This window comes from Streptococcus sp. 10F2, assembly GCF_054331515.2.
Genome location: NZ_JBTGGE020000003.1, coordinates 1 through 19,253, shown reverse-complemented (window position 1 = coordinate 19,253; position 19,253 = coordinate 1). Strand labels below are relative to the sequence as shown.

Here is a 19,253-nt window from a genome sequence, read left to right as displayed (position 1 = left end):
CTATTGTCATATTTAAAGAGGCTGGATCCTACAATCCCGCCTCTTTCTTGCTATTTAGAAAGAGGATTTGTTGTGACAGAAATTCTTGAATTACCAGAGGTCCTAGCCAACCAAATTGCTGCTGGAGAAGTAGTCGAACGTCCCAGTAGTGTGGTTAAGGAGCTCTTAGAAAACGCCATTGATGCAGGCAGTCAATCGATTGAAATTCGTTTGCAGGAAGCTGGGCTTAAACTAATTGAAATCCGAGATGATGGTCGTGGGATTGCCTTTGGAGAGTTAGCGCTAGCCCTGAAGCGTCATGCAACCAGTAAAATTAAACGTCAGGCTGATCTGTTTCGAATTCGGACCTTGGGTTTCCGAGGGGAAGCTCTCCCTTCTATCGCATCCGTCAGTCGTCTAACCCTGGAAAGTTTGGAAGCTGGGGCTAAGAAAGGCCAGAGATTGGTGACACAGGCAGGTGAGATTTTGGAAGAGGAGACCATCAGTCGTGCTCAAGGAACAACTGTCCGAGTGGCTGATCTTTTTTATAACACTCCAGCTCGCCTCAAATATATGCGTAGTCCCCAGTCGGAGCTTTCTCATGTTGTAGATGTGGTCAATCGTCTCAGTCTGGCCCATCCAAGGATCTCGTTTACCCTGATTCATGAGGATAAGCAGCTCCTCCAAACTAGTGGTCAGGGCGATCTGCGTCAGGTGTTAGCAGCTATTTATGGCTTAACAACTGCACGTAAGATGGTCGAAGTGGAGGCCCATGACCTAGATATTTCCGTTCATGGTTATGTGAGTTTACCAGAATTAACCCGTGCCAATCGTTCCTATATTACCCTGCTTGTCAATGGCCGCTATATCAAAAATTTCTTGCTCAATCGTGCGATTCTCGAAGGTTATGGCAGTAAACTCATGATTGGGCGCTTTCCCCTAGTTGTTTTAGACATTGAATTGGATCCTTTCCTAGCGGATGTGAACGTCCATCCAACTAAGCAAGAATTGCGTTTGTCAAAAGAAAAAGAGGTCATGGACCTGATTCGCCAGGCTATTCAAGAGGCCCTAAAAGAGCAGGATCTGATTCCCGATGCTTTGGAAAATTTAGCCAAATCCGCTGTTCAGAAAGTCGATAAGCCGGTACAAACCAGCCTAGTTTTGGAAGAGAATCCGGTCTATTTCCAACCGAGTCCTAAAGAGGAACCTGACTCCTCCGCTCCTCTTGCAGTAGAAGAAGAGTCTGTTGCGACTAGTTCAGTTCACTTTGCTCAACGACAAGATACAGATTACGGTGATTTGGACCACCCTGAGTTGGATTTGGCAAGTCTGGAAAAAGCTTACGGCAAGCTAGATGGAGAGGAAACCGCAACCTTCCCCCAACTAGAGTATTTTGGGCAAATGCACGGAACCTATCTTTTTGCTCAGGGGAAAGAGGGGCTTTATATCGTGGACCAGCATGCAGCTCAGGAAAGAGTCAAATATGAGGAGTACCGTCAATCCATTGGTGAAGTTTCGGGGGATCAGCAACAATTATTGGTACCCTATATCTTCGAATTTTCAGCAGGAGATGCCCTTCGTTTGAAAGAGCAACTGCCTATTTTAAGGGAGGTCGGTATTCACTTGTCTGATTATGGGAACAATCAGTTCATCTTGCGGGAACATCCTATTTGGTTTAAGGAAGAGGAGATCGAAGCGGGTGTTTACGAGATGTGTGATATGCTGCTACTGACCAAGGAGGTCTCAATTCATAAATATCGAGCTGAATTGGCCATTATGATGAGTTGCAAACGGTCGATTAAGGCTAATCATGCCTTGGATGAGCAGTCTGCTCGTCATCTCCTCTATCAATTGAGTCTTTGTCAAAATCCTTATAATTGTCCTCATGGACGACCTGTTTTAGTGCATTTTACGAATAGAGATATGGAGAAGATGTTTCGACGTATTCAGGAGAATCACAAGAGTCTCCGAGAATTTGGGAAATACGAATAGAAAGTAAGAAAATCATGTTTGAATATATGAAAGGTCAGCTGACCAAGATTCGCACCAATGCTCTTGTTTTAGAGGTTTCGGGGATTGGTTATTTAATCCATGTGGCAAATCCGTATGCCTATAGCGGGCAGGTCAACCAAGAGTTGACCCTTTATCTCTACCAAGCGGTTCGAGAAGACGCCCATACCTTGTATGGTTTTCGAGATGAGGCGGAGAAGGAACTCTTTTTACACCTGATTTCGGTTTCGGGGATTGGACCTACTTCAGCCCTAGCTATTATTGCGGCTGATGATCATGAAGGTCTTGTTCAGGCCATTAGCGAAAGAAATAGCACCTATTTAACTAAATTCCCTAAAATTGGAAAAAAGACAGCCCAGCAGATGATTTTGGATTTAGAAGGCAAGTTGCAAGCGGGTGAGTCTCAACCACTCAAAACTACAGCAGCAGCTGCTAATCAAGCTTTGGACGAGGCTATGGAAGCCTTGCAAGCCTTGGGATATAAGGCTGCGGAATTGAAGAAAATTCGTAAATTCTTTGATGGAACTACGGATACGGCTGAAAATTATATGAAATCAGCTTTGAAAATGTTGGTGAAATAAAGGAGACGGTCATGAAGGCAGAGATCATTGCAGTAGGGACGGAGCTTTTAATGGGGCAAATTGCCAATACCAATGCCCAATTTCTTTCTCAAGAATTAGCAGGTTTGGGAATTGGAGTCTACTACCATACGGTTGTAGGGGATAATGTGGAACGCTTGACAGAGGTGCTGGCTATTGCACAAAAGCGGGCGGATTGGGTGATTCTTTCTGGAGGTCTGGGGCCGACAGAAGATGATTTAACCAAACAAACCTTGGCTGCTTTTTTGGGACGGGAGTTAAGACCTGATCCAGCAGCTATGGCCAAGTTAGACGCCTTCTTTGCTAGCAATCCTAAGCGAATCCGGACGGCTAATAATGATCGCCAGGCTGATATGATTGAAGGAGCGCGTGCCCTGCCCAACCGAACAGGCTTGGCTGTAGGGAGTTTGATTGAAGATCAGGGTGTTACATATGTAGTCCTGCCTGGTCCACCGAGCGAACTCCAGCCCATGTTCTTGGAACAGGTAGCCCCTCTGTTGAAACAGGAACAAGCTCTCTATTCGAGAGTTCTCCGTTTCTTTGGGATTGGTGAAAGTCAATTGGTGACCCATCTGGCAGATTTAATCGCCAATCAGACAAATCCGACTCTGGCTCCCTACGCTAAGGTAGGAGAAGTGACCTTACGGTTGACTGCTCAAGCTGCTGCTCCAGAAGCAGGAGAAGAACTTTTAGATCGTTTAGAACAAGCGATTCTTCAAGAGGGAAATTTGAAAGACTATCTCTATGCTTATGGAGATGATCAAAGTTTAGCTCAGACAGTCCTTGATTTGTTGAAGGAAAATCGCCTGACCTTGACAGCAGCAGAAAGCTTAACAGCTGGTCTTTTGCAAGCTGAGTTGGCGCAGTTACCTGGTGCTTCTGCGGTTTTCCCTGGTGGTTTTGTCACTTACAGTCTAGAGCAGAAAAGCCAGATGTTGGGAATCCCTCAAGAAGAATTACAGGCGGCTGGTGTGGTTTCAGCATGGACTGCTGAACAGATGGCTGAAGGTGCCCGCGCCCGTACAGGAGCAGATTTAGCCATTAGCCTGACTGGGGTTGCGGGTCCAGACCAGCTGGAAGGACAAGAAGTAGGGACAGTTTGGCTAGGTCTGGCTGGCCCTACAGGGACCAGTAGCCATCGTCTTTACCTAGGAGGTCGGGGCCGCAATACCATACGCCAAATGGCTGTTCTAGAGGCTTTTAATTTAATACGGAAAACTTTAATCAAACAAGGGAATTTGCTATAATAGAAGCAGTGTCTTGTATTAGAATAAGGAGAAAAAATGGCAAAAAAACAAAAAAAATTACCTGAAATTACCAAGAAATTTGGTGATGAACGGAAAAAAGCCCTTGATGACGCGATGAAAATAATTGAAAAGGATTTCGGTAAAGGATCCATTATGCGTTTGGGCGAACGGATGGACCAAAAGGTCCAAGTGATGAGTTCAGGAAGTTTGGCCTTGGATATTGCGTTGGGAGCTGGTGGCTATCCTAAAGGTCGGATTATCGAGATTTATGGACCGGAGAGTTCTGGTAAAACAACAGTAGCTCTGCATGCGGTAGCCCAAGCTCAGAAAGAAGGGGGGATTGCAGCCTTTATTGATGCTGAGCATGCCTTGGATCCAGCTTATGCGAAAGCTCTAGGGGTTAACATTGATGAACTTCTACTTTCTCAACCAGACTCTGGGGAACAAGGATTGGAAATTGCTGGGAAACTGATTGATTCTGGAGCTATTGATTTAGTGGTTATCGACTCGGTTGCAGCCTTAGTTCCACGAGCTGAGATTGATGGAGATATCGGAGACAGCCATGTTGGTCTGCAAGCTCGGATGATGAGTCAGGCTATGAGAAAACTGGGAGCTTCCATTAATAAAACTAAGACGGTTGCCATCTTCATTAACCAACTTCGGGAAAAAGTTGGGGTTATGTTTGGAAATCCTGAAACTACACCGGGTGGTCGTGCCCTTAAATTCTATGCCTCTGTTCGTTTAGATGTTCGTGGAAATTCCCAAATTAAAGGGACTGGCGACCAGAAGGATGAAAACATTGGTAAGGAAACCAAGATTAAGGTTGTAAAGAACAAGATTGCACCACCATTTAAAGAGGCTGTTGTTGAAATCATCTATGGAGAGGGGATCTCTGCAGCTGGTGAGCTGGTTAAGATTGCCAGTGATTTGGATATTATTAAAAAATCGGGAGCTTGGTATTCTTATGGAGATGATAAGATTGGTCAGGGTTCTGAGAATGCTAAGAAGTTCCTTAAAGAAAATCCAGCTATTTTTGAAGAGATTGATCGCAAGGTTCGTCAACACTTTGGCCTACCAGTAGCAGAATTGCCAGAAGGAGAGGCTGTAGACAGTCCCGCACAACCAGAGGTGGATGAGAAGGTTTTAGAAGAGGCTGCGGACATGGCTCAAGATTTACCTTTAGATTTAGAAGCGATTGAAATCGAAGAATAAATGTTTATCTAATTGGAAAATCAGAATACACGTAAAATTTCAAACAGGACTGGTCTGAAAGGCTTGGGGCACCGTTGCATATGCTGCTTTTAGAACTAAAATTCCTGCTAGGGGATTGATAAAGTCAGATTTTGATAGTTATGAGTGTGAAAAGTCGGTCTAGGGACCGATGGCCTATTGCCCAAAATTCGTTAAACTAACAGTAGTGTAGCGAAAGGAGGATTTTGTATGATCAAAATTTACACAGTTTCAAGTTGCACAAGCTGTAAAAAAGCAAAAACCTGGTTAACTCAACATCAACTAAGCTATAAAGAAAAAAATATTGGAAAAGATGGTATCACAAGGGAAGAGCTTATGGCAATTCTCGCTAAGACCGATAACGGTATTGCCAGCATTGTCTCTTCTAAAAATCGCTATGCCAAGAGTCTAGGGATTGATTTAGACGAGCTACCACTTAGCGAAGTCGTAGATATTATTTTGGAGAATCCACGGATTTTGAAGAGTCCCATTATGCTAGATAACAAACGTCTTCAAGTGGGTTACAAAGAGGATGATATCCGAGCTTTTCTTCCACGATCGGTTCGTAATGTGGAAAATGCAGAAGCCCGTTTGCGTGCGGCTCTTTAATTCCCAAAAGCTGGTGCTGTTTCGCACCAGCTTTTTTGTCAGTAGAAAGACAGTATGATAAAATAGAGGCTGAGAGGAGACTCAAATCATGAAAAAACTTTTAATAACAGCTACGGCTAGTTTGTTGGTGCTAGCTGGGTGTGGCCAAGCTAAAAAAGCCAGTAAGCTCGGAGAGGAAACGGTGAAAATTACGTCGACCCTTCCCATTCTAACTGAGAAAGTTGATGAGAATGCTGTTCAGAAAAAACGTTTGGAATTCCCAACAGCTGAGGATGGCACTACGACAGTCCAAACCTTAACTTACCAAGGGGATCAGTATCTAACCTTTGAAGTCGAGGTTATTAGTCCACTAACCGATGAATTAAAACAGTCTGTCGAAGAAGTTGGGGTAGAAGAGACCAATAATCGTCTGAAAACAAGTTTGGAAGAAGATGAGAAATATAAATCGGCTACAGCTGTCCGAGGATTTACCAATACTATAGAGATTCTTGAAGATCAACGCTTGAAGAATTTATCAACTTATAATTTCCAAGATTTAGACTTGGAAGGAATTCGAAACAACTCATATTTCCAAGGAAGTGGGATTGTTGAAATGAGTGAGGTGAAACCAAGTAAATTCTTGGAAATTCGCCAATCCAATGGAGCTGTTGTAACCGACGCTCCCTAAGCTTTGATTGTGTTCCCTCTTTGAGTATGATATAATGAGGAAATACTAGATGAGAAAGAAGGTGTAATAGTGAGTTTTACAGATGAAACAGTCCGTTTTAATCTTGATGATTCGAACAAAAAGGAAATCAGCGAGACTTTGACCCATGTTTACACGTCCCTAAGCGAAAAAGGCTACAATCCCATCAACCAAATCGTTGGGTATGTTCTAAGCGGGGACCCAGCTTATGTGCCCCGTTACAATGATGCTCGCAATCAAATCCGTAAATACGAACGCGACGAGATTGTTGAAGAACTGGTCCGCTATTACTTGAAAGGACAAGGAGTCGATTTCGAATGAGAATTATGGGCCTTGATGTAGGCTCCAAAACGGTTGGAGTCGCTATCTCAGATCCCTTGGGCTTTACCGCTCAGGGATTAGAGATTATTCCCATTGATGAAGAAAAAGGTGAGTTTGGTTTTGAACGCCTCTCTCAACTTGTCCAAGAATATAAAGTAGACCAATTTGTGATTGGTCTACCCAAAAATATGAATAATACGAGCGGACCTCGAGTTGAAGCGAGTCAAGCTTACGGGGCAAAACTAGAGTCGGAGTTTGGCAAGCCTATTGCCTATCAGGATGAACGTTTAACAACTGTTGCGGCAGAACGTATGTTGATTGAGCAGGCGGATGTCAGTCGTTCCAAACGTAAGAAAGTTATTGATAAATTAGCGGCTCAATTGATTTTGCAAAATTACTTAGACCGCCATTTTTAGGAGGAAACCATGTCACATTCACATGAAGAACACGAACGCGATGTTATTACCCTGGTAGATGATGCTGGGAATGAGAGCTTGTTTGAGATTATCTTGACCATTGACGGACGCGAAGAATTTGGAAAGAACTATGTTCTATTGATGCCTGTCGGTGCAGAAGAAGATGAAGAAGGTCAAATTGAAATCCAAGCCTATTCATACACTGAAAATGAAGACGGTACAGAAGGCGATCTCCAACCAATCCCAGAAGACTCAAACGCAGAATGGGACATGATTGAAGAAGTCTTTAACAGTTTCATGACAGAGGAGTAAAAAGGTCCAGTGGACCTTTTTAGCAGCTGACGAGAAATAGAGACTCGGCTAGGTCCAGTGGACCTTTTTAGCAGCTGACGAGAAATAGAGACTCAGCTAGGTCCAGTGGCTCCTGCCCGAATTGAAATGGGCTGTTAGCTTTCAGAGTTAGCGTTAGAAAATAGTTAAATAAGGAGGAAGTCAAGGCGGGTACTGATGGTATGTGTCTGGGCTTTTTCTTTTTTTATTCGGTTTAGGATAGTGGAGGAACAATGAATCAGAAGGAGTTAGAAGCGTGGTTTGAAAGCCGTATCGGTTTAAATTTTCCCAAAGGACAGGAGAGATTTTTACAAGCTCTGGACTTACTGGGGCATCCTGAGCGGGATTTTGCCAGTATTCAAATTGGAGGAACGAATGGCAAGGGCTCGACTCAGGCGTTTTTGGGTCAGTTGCTTCAAGATCAAGGATTGAAAGTTGGAGCTTTTACATCCCCTCATTTAGAGGATATGCGGGAGCGGGTTCGTCTAAATGGAGCTTTGATTCCCTTGGCGAGTCTATGGGAAATTGTGCAGCAAATTCAGGCAGTAGAGGCTCAAATGGATGCCGGCCCCTTATCCTATTTTGAACTGTGGACCTGTGTGGCTTTTATGTATTTTTCCAGAGAAGCGGTGGATGTTGCACTGCTGGAGGTGGGGATTGGTGGACGTCAGGATGTCACCAATCTAGTGGAAAGCGATTTGGCACTGATTACCTCAATTGGTTTGGATCATCAAGAGGTTTTGGGGAATAGCCTGGAAGCTATTGCTAGGGAGAAAGCTGGTATTATCAATCGTGCCCAACGTCTACTTTTGGGGCCTGTGTCCACAAGTTTACTTCCTATTTTTGAGGAAGAGGCTGGTCTGTATGGGAATCCTATTTATCAGTATGGTCGAGATTTTTTCTGGCAGGATCAGGTTTTTTTGGCGGGTGATATTTGTTTGGAGGGGCTGCAACTGGGTCTTTTGGGAGCCTTTCAACAGGAAAATGCAGCTTTAGCCTTGATGGCAGTATTTTGTTGGGCTGATATCAAGGGCTTAGAGCTTGATCAGGCTCAGATGCGGGTTTCGCTGGAGCGCGTGAACTGGCCTGGTCGTCTAGAAGAACTTGAGGCTGGGGTTTATTTGGATGGGGCTCATAATGTGCCTGCCATGGAGCGTTTACTCCAGTTTGTTAAGAGCCATGCGTGGGAAGCGCCGATTTTTCTTTTAGGTTTTTTACCGAGAAAAAATTATACAGATATGCTGGTCTATTTACGGGAACACTTGCCGCAAGCCGAATTTTATCTAGTGCCGTTTGAGGGTGGACTAGAGGATGGAACATCCTTGGGGTTAGAGCGTCTGGATAGGGATTTGGTCTCTTTTATTCGAAATGAGAAAAAACGTCCGATTTTCATTACAGGTTCATTACATTTTGTCGGTCAGGTGCGAAAAGGTTGGATAAGTGAGTAAAAAACCTAACATTTTGATAAAAATGGTGTATACTAGATGGGAAAAAGTAGTTTAGGAGTAGCAAAATGTCCAAGAAATGGCTGACCATAGGGATGGTTTTACTTCTTGCCCTAGGATTGACAGCCTGCTCGACAAAATCGAAGCAAGAGCAACCTGTAGAAGAAGAAACAGTTTTAGCGATTCCAGAGAATTTAGATGGTACCTATATGTCATCAGCTGAGGAAGAAAATTATCACTTGACCATGAAAGATGGGCAAGGGACCTTAATCTCAGATGATATGAATGGCAATAAAATTGTTCGACATGTGGAAATTATCGATTCGGAAGGCATGATGGTTGACGAGGAATATATGCTCTATCGTGTGGAGAATCACCAATTATACATTACAGATACTGAATACGATTATGACGGAGAGTTAGAGCCTGAGAAGGTTTTTAAACGAACTGGATAAGTAAGAGGGAAAACTGTGCGTAAATTACGATTAATCATGTGGAAATATGGCTTTAGTATTGCAATTATGTTGGCAGAATTAACTCTGGTTTTTACTGCCTTCTTTTATTTCGGCAGCATGTTTCCCTATGTTTGGTTAGGATTTATTGTATTGATCACACTTGCCACTGTTATTTCAATCTTTAATCGAAATATGGCACCAGATAGTAAGGTAACTTGGTTATTGGTGGCCATGATACCCGTCTTAGGCCCTTTACTTTACATTATGTTTGGTGAAAGACGGCTCTCCAAAAAAGAAATCCAACAGTTGGAGGCTATTGGCAAATATGATTTTTTCGTCCCTTCCTCTCAGTCCAAGCTGGAGGAGATTCGGGAAGACAATCAATCTGTGGCTGGCATTATGCAAGCCCTGCTTAAAACGGATACGAATGCTGCTATCTATACGGGAACTCAATCAGAGTATTTTGCTTTAGGGGAAGAGTATTTCCACTCGCTTTTACAGGACTTAGAAGCTGCCCAGAAATTCATTTTTTTGGAATATTACATTGTTGAACCCGGTCTGATGTGGGACCAAATATTGGAAATCCTTAAACGTAAGGCAGCTCAAGGGGTAGAGGTTAAATTTCTCTACGATGATATCGGTTGTATGGCTACCCTGCCAGGAGACTATGTTCGGCAATTACGAGCGATGGGCATTGAAGCCCATCGCTTCAACAAAGTAGTCCCACGAATGACTGTTGTTTACAATAACCGCGACCATCGTAAAATTTTGGTTATAGATGGAGAAGTCGGGTACACTGGCGGTGTGAATTTGGCTGATGAGTACATTAACCAACGCTTACGCTTTGGACATTGGAAAGACGGTGGTATTCGTTTAGAAGGGCAAGCTGTACAGGCTCTTGTTCGGCTCTTTTTGATTAACTGGTATATCAACCAAGGTCAGTTGGAGGCGATTGATCGTTACCACTTTTTGGAAGAAAAAAAAGAAGGGCAAGGTTATTACATTCCCTATGGTTCTGGGCCAAAGCCTATGTATAGAGATCCTGTTGGGAAAAAGGTTTATCAGAATTTAATTACACAGGCTCAAGATTATGTTTATATCACGACCCCTTATCTGATCATGGATTATGACTTGACCGAGGATATCAAAAATGCAGCTTTAAGAGGAGTGGATGTCCGTATCGTGACCCCTTATATCCCTGATAAAAAGGTGATTCAGCTGGTCACTCGTGGAGCCTATCTCGATTTATTGAGTGCCGGCGTTCGTATTTTTGAATATGAACCGGGCTTTGTGCATTCAAAAAATGTTTTGGTTGATGATTACTTGGGTGTGGTAGGAACCATCAATTTTGATTACCGTAGTCTAGTCCATCACTATGAAAATGCTGTGCTCATGTATAAAACGAATAGTTTAGAAGACATGGGCAAGGATTTTCAATCCATTTTTGACCAATCTATTGAAGTGACGGATCAAACCTTTAAACCGGTTTGGTATCAGCGCTTGATTAAGGAAGTGGTCCAGATTTTTGCGCCACTCCTCTAGTGAAAAGAAGGACAAGGAATTTCGATTGGAAGTTCCGAGTGCCCTTCTTTTTTGGTATACTAGAAAGGAATGAAAAAAGGAGTATGCTATGATGGAACAACATGCGAAATCTCGTTGGGAACGTCGGTCCAAACATCGAATCTCACACGATGATTTGAAGGAAGATATTCACCTTCCCTTTGTCAGCCCCTTGATTTGGAGTTTTTTGCTGGCCTTTTTCAGTGTGGCGAATCCCTTTCTTACAAATGTTGCGACGAATCTACAGGAACAAATCCTTTATGCGGCTTGGGCCTTGCAGCAGGGGCAACTGCCTTATGCGGACTTTTATGGTACAGCTGGGATTTTATTTTATGGATTGATTTGGTTGGGTTCCTCTTACCAGGGGACAATTCTTTTGATTGGTCTTCAGTTTCTTGTTTTGTATGTGAGTGGGCGTAAGGCCTTTGCCTTGGCTCATCGCTTATCAGGCAAGGCAGAGGTAGCTGGAGCATCGACCCATTTCTTTTATTTTTTAATCCTCATTTTAGGGTTCGGAGGTCTCTATCCTCTTCTCTTTACGCTTCCTTTTTTGTTACTTGCATGTAATTTGTTATTAGATTTGAGCCAGGACGAAGAAGCAAACAAGGGATTCTTTAAATATGGAGCACTTGCTGCCGTAGTGGTAATGATTGATCCTTTTACGGGGCTCTTCTTTTACGGGGTTAATTTCCTTTATCTTTTCTATCGCAATCTTCGGGCTAAAAAGTCTGCTAGAGGTCTGTCACAATTATTAGCCGCTTTAATCGGTTTTTCGCTTGTGTTTTATCCATTAGGTTATATCACTGTTTGGAATGGGACCTTTGGCCAGGCCTTGAATCAGACTTCCTATACGTGGCAGAGCCTGCAGTTTGAGGGGCTTAGTCAATTACAACCGGCTCTCTTTTATTTCCTTGTAGTGCTAGGTCTCGGTTTACCTATGGGATTGATTGGGTTAAGTCAAGCCCCTCGTACGGAGAAAGGTCTTTTCTTCTTGCCATTGGGAATCTTGGGAAGTTTGGGGATTTGGCTTGTTGCGAGCACCCAGGGGGAATTTGGTTTTCATCAATTACTGCCAGGTATTCTTTACTTCTGGTTGCTACAGGTATTTATTTTTGATCGCATACAGAGTGGGCTTCAATATGGTCGACATCAGAAGATGCGGAAGGAGACTTCTCTTTTCCGGAGATATGTGACCAATCTGTTTTACCTACCGTTACTGTTAGGGGCTGTTTTGGTTTTTCTTCCTTTAGGAGTAAGAGTAATTGGGGAGAGAGCACTGAATGCAGAGCGTCAAAATGTGTTAGCCTATTTACAACAAGAATCCAACAGATCGGATATCATTTATGCTTGGGATAGTCGAGCTAACTGGTACCAAGCGTCTGGTAAATGGTCAGCATCAGCTCTTCTCAGTCCAGCCTATTACTTACATTTACCAGAAAATCAACTACGTTTGGCGAATGATTTAGAAAGTGTTCGTCCGCGTTATATGGTAGTGAATTCCAATCAACCTCTCCTAGAAGATGTGGAGAAGGAATTGGCAACGACTTACACGGAGTTGGAGACAGAACTTCAAACTCTCAAGCTTTATGAAAGAAAGTAAGATTATGGGAAAATATCAACTAGATGATAAGGGTAAAGCCCAGGTACGACGCTTCCATGAGAAAAACGCTCGTAAACAAGGTGCGTTGAAAAATAGTAAGACAAATCTTTTGGAAAAAATGAAAAAAATTCAAGAATCACAGAAAATGCCTTAGAATATTTTCTTAAATTTCTATATTTCCACCATAAGTAGAGTCCGTAAGGGCTCTTTTTTCGGTCTTAAAGCTTGACAATTCTTGATTTGTGGTATAATAGGAGAGATATAATGACTAAAAAATAAAAAGGGAGGACTGGGCTGTCCCAGTATCCTATTGAGGAAAACATGTCTAGAAGTAGAAGAAATCGGATTGAGACGAATCCTATTTTGAAAATCATCAACTGGATCCTTTGGGGGTTGGTCGTTCTGCTAACTGCCTATTTGGTATATAGTCTTTTTCGTTATGGTATTTTAGCTGTATATAATCTGAACTGGATTTTAATGCTTGTATCCCTTGTGGTGCTCGGAATTCTGCTTTGGGTTTTACTGCGTTTCCCAGCGCGTGCCTGGGTAACCTTTATCTTAGTGCTGGGCTTAGCAGTTACGGGCGTAGCTTCTATTGGAGTTCGGCAATTGGTGGGCTTTTCTTCTCGACTCAACAATCAAGCGAATTATACTGAGTATGAGTTAACAGTCTATGCACCTGAAAACAGTAACATTAAGGACATCAGTCAGGTTGAAAAAATCCTAGCGCCAATGGAGACGGATAAGGAGAACTTGACGAAATTGCAGGAAGATTTGGCAACTACAAAGCAAGTCAGTCCAAATTTTGAAAGTTCTAGCTCCTATGTGGATGCCTACAAGCAATTGAAGGAGGGACAAGCACAAGCGATTGTGGTAAATAGCATTTTTGCAGATACCATTCAGAGTGAGTTTCCTAATTTTATGGATGGCTTGACTCCACTTCATACTTACAAGGTACGGCGGAAATTGGAGACTGGTCGGCAGGATCCAAACGCTCAAGCGTTCACAATTTATGTCAGCGGAATTGATACTTATGGGCCAATTACTTCTGTTTCTAGATCCGATGTCAATATTCTTATGACGGTTAATCGTGAGAGTCAAAAAATTCTATTGACGACAACACCACGGGATGCTTATGTACCGATTGCGGATGGAGGGAATAACCAGCAAGATAAACTAACCCATGCGGGTATTTATGGAGTTGATGCTTCCATTCATACATTAGAAAATCTTTATGAAACCCCTATTCACTATTATGTCCGGCTTAACTTTACTTCTTTCCTCAAGTTAATTGATTTAGTTGGTGGTGTGGATGTCGAGAATGAGCAAGCCTTTACGAGTTTACACGGGAATTATGAATTCCCGGTAGGTACCGTTCATTTGGATTCTGAGAAGGCTCTAGCCTTTGTTCGGGAACGTTATAGTCTTGAAGGAGGGGATAATGACCGTGGAAAAAACCAAGAGAAGGTCATTGCTGCGGTACTTCGCAAGTTGATGTCAGCGGATGCCTTGAAGAATTATCCTCAAATCATTCAAGGGCTTCAAGATTCTATTCAGACAGATATGAGTTTAGAGACGATGATGACTTTGATTAATAGCCAATTGGAGTCAGGTGGTCAATATCAGATTGAATCTCAGGCTTTGGAAGGTACTGGTAGCATGGACAAACCGTCTTATGCTATGCCAGGCTCTCAACTTTATGTAATGGAAGTGAATCCTGATAGTCTTGCCAACGCTAAAGCGAACATTCAGTCTGTTTTGGAGGGACAATAAGCATGATTGATATTCACTCTCATATTATTTTTGATGTGGATGACGGTGCTGAAACCTTGGAGGATAGTCGCGCTTTATTGGAAGAATCCTACCGACAAGGTGTGCGTACGGTGATTGCTACTTCTCACCGTCGTAAGGCTCTTTTCGACACACCAGAAGAAAAATTTGCGGAAAATTTTCAAAAAGTTAAGGCTTTGGAACCTGAGATCGGTCCAAATTTCACCATTCTCTATGGTTCGGAGATTTACTTTAATTCTGAAGCTTTGCGAAAATTAGAAGATGGGATATTCCCAACTCTAGGGGATACCGGGTATGCCCTGATTGAATTTAGTATGGATACTCCTTACCGAGATATTTATAAGGCTCTCTCAGCGGTTTTACACTTGGGGATTACCCCAGTGGTGGCCCATATTGAGCGTTACCATGCCTTGGATATGGATGCCGAGAAGGTAGAGGACCTGATTAAGATGGGCTGCTATATGCAGATTAATTCCTCATCAGTGCTTCCACCTAAGCTCTTTGGGGATAAGTACAAATTTATGAAAAAACGGGCCCGCTTCTTTTTGGACCAAGATTTGGTCCACTTTGTCGCAAGTGACATGCACAATCTGGAGAAGCGTCCCCCTTATATGGATCAGGCCTATAAGATTATTCGGAAGAATTATGGCCTAGAAAGAGCTCACAAGCTCTTTATCACCAATCAAGAATTGTTATTAGAAGACGAATTTATTTAGGAGAACTCATGAAAAAGCAAAATAATCAAGTGGAAGTTGATATCCTAAGTCTGTTACGGACGGTTTGGAAACGGAAATTCTTAGTGATCTTCTTTTCCCTTTTGACAGCTATCTTAGCTCTAGGATATAGCCTCTATGTGGCGACTCCCATGTACCAAAGTACAACTCGGATTTACGTGGTAAATCGCCATCAACAAGACAATCCAGGTTTGACCAACCAAGACTTGCAAGCGGGTACTTATTTGGTTAAGGACTACAAGGAAATCATCCTTTCTCAGGATGTTATGAGTCGAGTGATATCAGACTTGGGCTTGGATATGGGAACTTCACAATTGGCTTCTAAAATCAATGTGACTGTCCCAGCAGATACGCGTATTGTATCTGTCAGTGTGCAAGACGAATCTGCGGAAGAAGCGGCTCGGATTGTCAATGGAGTTCGTCAAGCTGCGGCAGATAAAATTATTGAGGTTACCAAAGTATCTGACGTAACTACCTTGGAAGAGGGACAAGTCAATGGTCAACCGGTTTCACCAAATATTCGTCGTAATGTTCTGCTCGGATTTGTAGCAGGTGGAGCACTGATGGTTGTGATTATCTTGGTTGCGGAAATTGTGGATGACCGCGTGAAAAAACCAGAAGATGTTGAAGAAATGATGGGCTTGACACTTTTGGGTGTGGTACCAGACTTTACGAAACTAAAATAAGGGAGTTAACTGCATGCCAACATTAAAATTAAATCGGACGCGTCGGGAAGATGCGGAAAGAACCGAAGAATACTACAATGCTCTACGGACGAATATCCAGTTGAGTGGAGATAGCATTGATGTTATTTCTATTAGCTCTGTACAGCCAGGGGAAGGAAAATCAACCACTTCTGTGAATTTGGCCATTGCCTTTGCGCGTTCAGGTTACCAGACTCTATTGGTGGATGCGGATATTCGGAATAGTGTTATGTCCGGTGTCTTTTCTACCCGGGATAAGATTACAGGTCTGACAGATTACCTAACGGGGAAAAAGGATCTTTCAGAAGGTCTTTGTGACACAGATATTGAAAACCTCTATGTCATTCAATCTGGTCCAGTATCGCCGAATCCAACGGGTCTTCTTCAGAGTCAAAATTTCAATAAGATGATTGACATTCTACGCAAGTATTATGATTACATCATCATTGATACCCCACCGATTGGAATGGTAATCGATGCGGCCATTATTGCTCAACAAGGAGATGCAACCGTTCTTGTTGTTGAATCCGGATCTAATAAGCGTAAAGCTGTAGAAAAAGCAGTTGAACAACTAGAGCAGACCGGTACCTCTTTCCTTGGCGTAATCTTGAATAAAGTAGATACCACAATGGAACGCTATGGTTCTTATGGAGACTACGGAAATTACGGAAACTACGGAAAAAAAGCTCAAAAATCTAAGAAGAAAGAAAAGAAAAAATCTAAGAAAGTTAAAGAAGAACGCAGTCGTTCACGTCGAAACCGCGATAAAAAATAAAACAAGGGGGTAGCGGATGACTGAAACTATCTTGGTGACTGGAGGAGCCGGTTTTATCGGCTCCCATACAGTTCTGGAACTATTAGAGGCTGGTCATAAAGTCCTAGTTCTAGACAATTACAGCAATTCACATCCCAAAAGCCTGGAAGTGGTCAAAGAATTGACCGGCCAGGCTTTCCCTATTTACGAGGGAGATGTTCGGGATCGAGCTTTGTTGCGACAAATTTTTTCCCAGCATAATGTGACGGGAGTGATTCACTTTGCTGGTTTTAAAGCAGTCGGGGAATCTGTCCAGCAACCGTTAATCTACTACGATAATAATGTGGTAGGGCTACTACGGTTATTGGATGTCATGGAAGAAGTCGGTTGTAAAAACCTAATTTTTAGTTCTTCAGCTACGGTTTATGGACATCCGCACAAACTACCTATTCGAGAAGATTTTCCCCTTTCAGTCACCAATCCCTATGGTAGAACCAAGCTCATGAGTGAAGAAATTCTTCGTGACCTCCATGCTAAGGATCAGACCTGGAATTTGGTTATTTTACGCTACTTTAATCCTATTGGAGCTCATCCCAGTGGACGTCTAGGGGAGTATCCTCAAGGCGTCCCTACTAACTTGGTCCCCTATATTACCCAAGTTGCCAGTGGATGTCATGACCATGTTCGCGTTTTTGGAGATGATTATGATACCCCTGATGGGACAGGTGTGAGGGATTATATCCATATTGTTGATCTTAGCCAGGGTCATGTGGCCGCTATGAAAAAGTGGCTTCCAGGATCAGGCCTATCCCTTTATAACTTAGGAACAGGTAAGGGCTACTCTGTTTTGGAGATGATTCAGGGACTCAGCCAAGCAGTGGGCCATGAGATTCCCTATAAAATCTACAAAAGACGTCCAGGGGATATTGCTAGCTGCTATGCCGATCCGAGTAAGGCCCAGCAAGAATTGGGCTGGACAGCTAAAATGACCTTGGAGGATATGTGTCGCCACGCTTGGAATTGGCAATGCTTGAATCCCAAGGGATTCCAAGATTAAGGATTTTAAATATCCCTTAATCTGACGTTTTTGGACTCTAGGACGGTTAGCCATTCGTTTTCCCTCTATGTTAAATGTTCCCTCTCTCTGAATCCTGTTTTTCAAGAGTGAGGGATTCTTTTTTAGAAAGGATTTTATGACACGTAATCACCTGCCTGGCCTTGCGGCCTCACTCTTTGTAACCTTGCTAGCTTTTACCTTGGCCCAATTTATCCCGTTGATTGGAGTTGCCCCGCTAGCTCTAGTATTGGGGATGATTTTGGGCAATACCTTACTCCGTTCTCCTAAACTAAGTTTAGGAACTAAATTGGCGGAGAGTCGTTTCTTGGAGTATGCTATTATCCTACTAGCTTTTACAATGGATACCCAAAACTTTGGTCAGATGGGACTCCCTTCTCTAGCTTTTGTTAGTCTAGTATTTATGCTTTCCTTGATAGGGAGTTACAGACTGGCTCAGAGGTTAGGATTTTCGCGGGATGCCTCGACCCTTTTGGCTGGTGGAACGGCTATTTGTGGTTCATCAGCTATTGGTGCTCTAGCTCCACTGACCAAGGCTTCTGAGCAGGAGAAGGGTACAGCCATTGTTTTGGTGAATCTTTTGGGGACTCTGCTGATGTTTCTCTTTCCTTTAGCCGCTGTCCTACTCAATTTGCAGGATCTCCAACAAGCTGCCCTCATTGGTGGTACCTTGCAATCAGTGGGGCAAGTCGCAGCAGCGGCTAATCTTCTTTCCCCAGCCGTCCTTCCCTTGGCAATGCTGTTTAAGCTGACTCGTATTTTGTACCTAGTCCCTGTTCTTTTTTTCCTTGAATTTTGGACAAAAGAAAAAGAAATGGCACCAGTCAAGAAGGCTAATCCTTTGAAAAAAGTTCCGTATTACCTCTACGGATTTATCTTGGCAAGTCTGCTCAATATTTTATTGGATTTACCAGATCCGCTAACTGTCAGTCTCCAAAGTTTAATGACCTGGTTGGAATGGCTTGCTCTGGCAGCCATCGGCCTCCGGCTAGATTTACGCACCTTTATGAAAAACGCCCCAGTCTACGGCTCCTATATCCTGATTATTGGGCTGGTACAATTTGTTTTAGCCCTTGTTGGAATTTGGATGTTTGGGTTGTGACAAGGATTTTGAAATATGCTATAGGTGAACGAAATTCCAAGGGATAGTTTGACATCTGAAGGGGTAGATAGACTCCATCCTGAATTTTGAGTATCCTTGCTATTTATAGTCATTTAGTTTTTAAATAGTATGTTATTGCATCAGTTATAGAGTCCATTTTACGAAGTAATTCTGTAACTGATTTTTTTAAAATAGCCCAGCTTTTTTCAATAGGATTTAATTCTGGAGAATACGGTGGTAGAGGTAAAAAGAAATGACCAGCATAGATAGAAAGTTTATCTAATATTTTCTTAGGGTGAAAACTTGCATTGTCCATAACAATAACATGAGGAGTCTTTAAAGATGGTAGAAGCTCTTGTTTAAACCACTCTACAAAGAAATCGCTAGTCATACTCTCTTTGTAAATCATTGGAGCTATAAAAGTCTGACCAACTTGTCCTGATACAATAGAAGTTCGTTCAAAACGACGACCACTAATTTTCGAATGGATCTTTTCGCCTCTGGGTGCACGGGCATTTTTACGATATAGATAAGTATCAATACCTGTTTCGTCAATATAGACAATTGGAAAGTCTTTCAAAACTGCTAGTGATTCAAGATATTGTTG

The 19,253-nt window shown here is 42.8% G+C and carries 21 protein-coding genes; 20 read left to right on the top strand and 1 reads right to left on the bottom strand.

The window, feature by feature from the left end:
* Window positions 1-72: 72 nt before the first annotated feature.
* The 20 genes from mutL to ACXM1Q_RS01210 all read left to right on the top strand — a co-directional run bounded on the left by mutL (window position 73) and on the right by ACXM1Q_RS01210 (window position 18,646).
* Window positions 73-1,971 carry a DNA mismatch repair endonuclease MutL gene (mutL, locus tag ACXM1Q_RS01305; RefSeq protein ID WP_458515501.1) on the top strand — a complete coding sequence of 633 codons (1,899 nt, stop codon included), beginning with the start codon at window positions 73-75 and terminating at the stop codon, window positions 1,969-1,971.
* 14 nt (window positions 1,972-1,985) lie between these two features.
* Entirely contained in the window at window positions 1,986-2,570 is a 585-nt protein-coding gene (gene ruvA / locus ACXM1Q_RS01300) for a Holliday junction branch migration protein RuvA (protein ID WP_458515500.1), read from the top strand.
* An 11-nt stretch (window positions 2,571-2,581) separates the two neighbouring features.
* Window positions 2,582-3,835, top strand: a complete 1,254-nt coding sequence (locus ACXM1Q_RS01295; protein ID WP_458515499.1) for a competence/damage-inducible protein A — start codon at window positions 2,582-2,584, stop codon at window positions 3,833-3,835.
* 36 nt (window positions 3,836-3,871) lie between these two features.
* The gene (gene recA, locus ACXM1Q_RS01290) at window positions 3,872-5,047 is read left to right on the top strand and encodes a recombinase RecA (protein WP_458515498.1); all 1,176 of its coding nucleotides are present in this window, start codon (window positions 3,872-3,874) and stop codon (window positions 5,045-5,047) included.
* A gap of 228 nt (window positions 5,048-5,275) precedes the next feature.
* On the top strand, window positions 5,276-5,674 hold the full coding sequence (gene spx / locus ACXM1Q_RS01285; RefSeq protein ID WP_458515497.1) for a transcriptional regulator Spx: 399 nt from the start codon (window positions 5,276-5,278) through the stop codon (window positions 5,672-5,674).
* An 88-nt stretch (window positions 5,675-5,762) separates the two neighbouring features.
* Complete coding sequence (locus tag ACXM1Q_RS01280; RefSeq protein WP_458515496.1) at window positions 5,763-6,341, top strand: SP0191 family lipoprotein; 579 nt, start codon at window positions 5,763-5,765, stop codon at window positions 6,339-6,341.
* 69 nt (window positions 6,342-6,410) lie between these two features.
* Window positions 6,411-6,680, top strand: a complete 270-nt coding sequence (locus tag ACXM1Q_RS01275; RefSeq protein ID WP_135035784.1) for an IreB family regulatory phosphoprotein — start codon at window positions 6,411-6,413, stop codon at window positions 6,678-6,680.
* Window positions 6,677-7,096: a Holliday junction resolvase RuvX gene (gene ruvX, locus ACXM1Q_RS01270; RefSeq protein WP_458515495.1), complete on the top strand. Its 420-nt coding sequence runs from the start codon at window positions 6,677-6,679 to the stop codon at window positions 7,094-7,096. Before ACXM1Q_RS01275 ends, ruvX begins: the two co-directional genes overlap by 4 nt.
* A 9-nt stretch (window positions 7,097-7,105) precedes the next feature.
* The gene (locus ACXM1Q_RS01265; protein WP_135035778.1) at window positions 7,106-7,408 is read left to right on the top strand and encodes a DUF1292 domain-containing protein; all 303 of its coding nucleotides are present in this window, start codon (window positions 7,106-7,108) and stop codon (window positions 7,406-7,408) included.
* 251 nt (window positions 7,409-7,659) lie between these two features.
* On the top strand, window positions 7,660-8,874 hold the full coding sequence (locus ACXM1Q_RS01260; protein ID WP_458515494.1) for a bifunctional folylpolyglutamate synthase/dihydrofolate synthase: 1,215 nt from the start codon (window positions 7,660-7,662) through the stop codon (window positions 8,872-8,874).
* Between the two features lie 65 nt (window positions 8,875-8,939).
* Window positions 8,940-9,326 (top strand): hypothetical protein, encoded by a 387-nt coding sequence (locus ACXM1Q_RS01255; RefSeq protein ID WP_458515493.1) that lies wholly within the window; start codon window positions 8,940-8,942, stop codon window positions 9,324-9,326.
* Between the two features lie 36 nt (window positions 9,327-9,362).
* Complete coding sequence (gene cls / locus ACXM1Q_RS01250) at window positions 9,363-10,868, top strand: cardiolipin synthase (protein WP_458515558.1); 1,506 nt, start codon at window positions 9,363-9,365, stop codon at window positions 10,866-10,868.
* Between the two features lie 88 nt (window positions 10,869-10,956).
* Complete coding sequence (locus ACXM1Q_RS01245; RefSeq protein ID WP_458515492.1) at window positions 10,957-12,486, top strand: heme transporter CcmD; 1,530 nt, start codon at window positions 10,957-10,959, stop codon at window positions 12,484-12,486.
* A gap of 4 nt (window positions 12,487-12,490) precedes the next feature.
* A complete protein-coding gene (locus ACXM1Q_RS01240) occupies window positions 12,491-12,640 on the top strand; it encodes a hypothetical protein (protein ID WP_167758453.1) in 150 nt (49 codons plus the stop codon).
* Between the two features lie 167 nt (window positions 12,641-12,807).
* Complete coding sequence (gene cpsA, locus ACXM1Q_RS01235) at window positions 12,808-14,259, top strand: LCP family glycopolymer transferase CpsA (RefSeq protein WP_458515491.1); 1,452 nt, start codon at window positions 12,808-12,810, stop codon at window positions 14,257-14,259.
* A 2-nt stretch (window positions 14,260-14,261) separates the two neighbouring features.
* The gene (gene cps4B, locus ACXM1Q_RS01230; protein WP_458515490.1) at window positions 14,262-14,993 is read left to right on the top strand and encodes a capsular polysaccharide biosynthesis protein Cps4B; all 732 of its coding nucleotides are present in this window, start codon (window positions 14,262-14,264) and stop codon (window positions 14,991-14,993) included.
* 8 nt (window positions 14,994-15,001) lie between these two features.
* Window positions 15,002-15,697: a Wzz/FepE/Etk N-terminal domain-containing protein gene (locus tag ACXM1Q_RS01225; RefSeq protein ID WP_458515489.1), complete on the top strand. Its 696-nt coding sequence runs from the start codon at window positions 15,002-15,004 to the stop codon at window positions 15,695-15,697.
* Window positions 15,698-15,710: 13 nt separating this feature from the next.
* Complete coding sequence (locus tag ACXM1Q_RS01220; RefSeq protein ID WP_135038717.1) at window positions 15,711-16,490, top strand: tyrosine-protein kinase; 780 nt, start codon at window positions 15,711-15,713, stop codon at window positions 16,488-16,490.
* 16 nt (window positions 16,491-16,506) lie between these two features.
* Entirely contained in the window at window positions 16,507-17,526 is a 1,020-nt protein-coding gene (galE, locus tag ACXM1Q_RS01215; RefSeq protein WP_458515488.1) for a UDP-glucose 4-epimerase GalE, read from the top strand.
* A 136-nt stretch (window positions 17,527-17,662) separates the two neighbouring features.
* The gene (locus tag ACXM1Q_RS01210) at window positions 17,663-18,646 is read left to right on the top strand and encodes a YeiH family protein (protein ID WP_458515487.1); all 984 of its coding nucleotides are present in this window, start codon (window positions 17,663-17,665) and stop codon (window positions 18,644-18,646) included.
* 109 nt (window positions 18,647-18,755) lie between these two features.
* Here ACXM1Q_RS01210 and ACXM1Q_RS01205 read toward each other — a convergent pair.
* Window positions 18,756-19,253: IS630 family transposase (locus tag ACXM1Q_RS01205; protein ID WP_458515486.1), on the bottom strand; the 498-nt coding region annotated here is incomplete at its 5' end.

What these genes read in the sequence shown, in the direction of transcription:
- ruvA (WP_458515500.1), top strand. Translation starts at nt 1,986, where the DNA reads ATGTTTGAATATATGAAAGGTCAGCTGACCAAGATTCGCACCAATGCT.
- ACXM1Q_RS01295 (WP_458515499.1), top strand. Translation starts at nt 2,582, where the DNA reads ATGAAGGCAGAGATCATTGCAGTAGGGACGGAGCTTTTAATGGGGCAA.
- recA (WP_458515498.1), top strand. Translation starts at nt 3,872, where the DNA reads ATGGCAAAAAAACAAAAAAAATTACCTGAAATTACCAAGAAATTTGGT.
- spx (WP_458515497.1), top strand. Translation starts at nt 5,276, where the DNA reads ATGATCAAAATTTACACAGTTTCAAGTTGCACAAGCTGTAAAAAAGCA.
- ACXM1Q_RS01280 (WP_458515496.1), top strand. Translation starts at nt 5,763, where the DNA reads ATGAAAAAACTTTTAATAACAGCTACGGCTAGTTTGTTGGTGCTAGCT.
- ruvX (WP_458515495.1), top strand. Translation starts at nt 6,677, where the DNA reads ATGAGAATTATGGGCCTTGATGTAGGCTCCAAAACGGTTGGAGTCGCT.
- ACXM1Q_RS01265 (WP_135035778.1), top strand. Translation starts at nt 7,106, where the DNA reads ATGTCACATTCACATGAAGAACACGAACGCGATGTTATTACCCTGGTA.
- ACXM1Q_RS01260 (WP_458515494.1), top strand. Translation starts at nt 7,660, where the DNA reads ATGAATCAGAAGGAGTTAGAAGCGTGGTTTGAAAGCCGTATCGGTTTA.
- ACXM1Q_RS01255 (WP_458515493.1), top strand. Translation starts at nt 8,940, where the DNA reads ATGTCCAAGAAATGGCTGACCATAGGGATGGTTTTACTTCTTGCCCTA.
- cls (WP_458515558.1), top strand. Translation starts at nt 9,363, where the DNA reads ATGTGGAAATATGGCTTTAGTATTGCAATTATGTTGGCAGAATTAACT.
- ACXM1Q_RS01245 (WP_458515492.1), top strand. Translation starts at nt 10,957, where the DNA reads ATGATGGAACAACATGCGAAATCTCGTTGGGAACGTCGGTCCAAACAT.
- ACXM1Q_RS01240 (WP_167758453.1), top strand. Translation starts at nt 12,491, where the DNA reads ATGGGAAAATATCAACTAGATGATAAGGGTAAAGCCCAGGTACGACGC.
- cpsA (WP_458515491.1), top strand. Translation starts at nt 12,808, where the DNA reads ATGTCTAGAAGTAGAAGAAATCGGATTGAGACGAATCCTATTTTGAAA.
- cps4B (WP_458515490.1), top strand. Translation starts at nt 14,262, where the DNA reads ATGATTGATATTCACTCTCATATTATTTTTGATGTGGATGACGGTGCT.
- ACXM1Q_RS01225 (WP_458515489.1), top strand. Translation starts at nt 15,002, where the DNA reads ATGAAAAAGCAAAATAATCAAGTGGAAGTTGATATCCTAAGTCTGTTA.
- ACXM1Q_RS01220 (WP_135038717.1), top strand. Translation starts at nt 15,711, where the DNA reads ATGCCAACATTAAAATTAAATCGGACGCGTCGGGAAGATGCGGAAAGA.
- galE (WP_458515488.1), top strand. Translation starts at nt 16,507, where the DNA reads ATGACTGAAACTATCTTGGTGACTGGAGGAGCCGGTTTTATCGGCTCC.
- ACXM1Q_RS01210 (WP_458515487.1), top strand. Translation starts at nt 17,663, where the DNA reads ATGACACGTAATCACCTGCCTGGCCTTGCGGCCTCACTCTTTGTAACC.